We start from the raw sequence: 393 nt of genomic DNA, 5'->3' as shown, positions 1-393 counted from the left end.
TAGGAGGCAATTTGGTTGCGGTTTTACGATACGGAAGGTAATTTAGTCCTGTTACCAGAAGAAGCGGAACGCCAAAAAGCTGAAGCGGAACGCCAAAAGGCCGAAGCGGAACGCCAAAAGGCCGAAGCGGAACGACAAAAGGCTCAATCCGCCGAACAACGAGCCCAACAAGCCCAACAACGAGCCGAACGTCTGGCGCAAAGGTTGCGATCGCTCGGTTTAGACCCAGAGGAACTATAAAAGAGGCGATCGCGCAACATCTACTTTATAGGTAATTTACCTACCGCCGCCCCAGTGGGAGAGTGTCTGTCGGAGCCAGCCCCAAATCGGGAAAGTTGGGGATATAATCATCAACAACTGAGAAACACGAGAGAGGGGGGAACCGAAAATGTC

General features: G+C 51.9%; 1 protein-coding gene. It reads left to right on the top strand.

From position 1 onward, the window contains the following. Positions 1 to 15 precede the first annotated feature (15 nt). Positions 16 to 240 carry a hypothetical protein gene (locus tag P5674_RS26060; RefSeq protein WP_315670507.1) on the top strand — a complete coding sequence of 75 codons (225 nt, stop codon included), beginning with the start codon at positions 16 to 18 and terminating at the stop codon, positions 238 to 240. Positions 241 to 393: the final 153 nt, after the last annotated feature.

This window comes from Limnospira sp. PMC 289.06 (assembly GCF_032350395.1).
GTDB lineage: Bacteria > Cyanobacteriota > Cyanobacteriia > Cyanobacteriales > Microcoleaceae > Limnospira > Limnospira platensis.
This window is presented reverse-complemented; position numbering and strand designations above follow the sequence as displayed.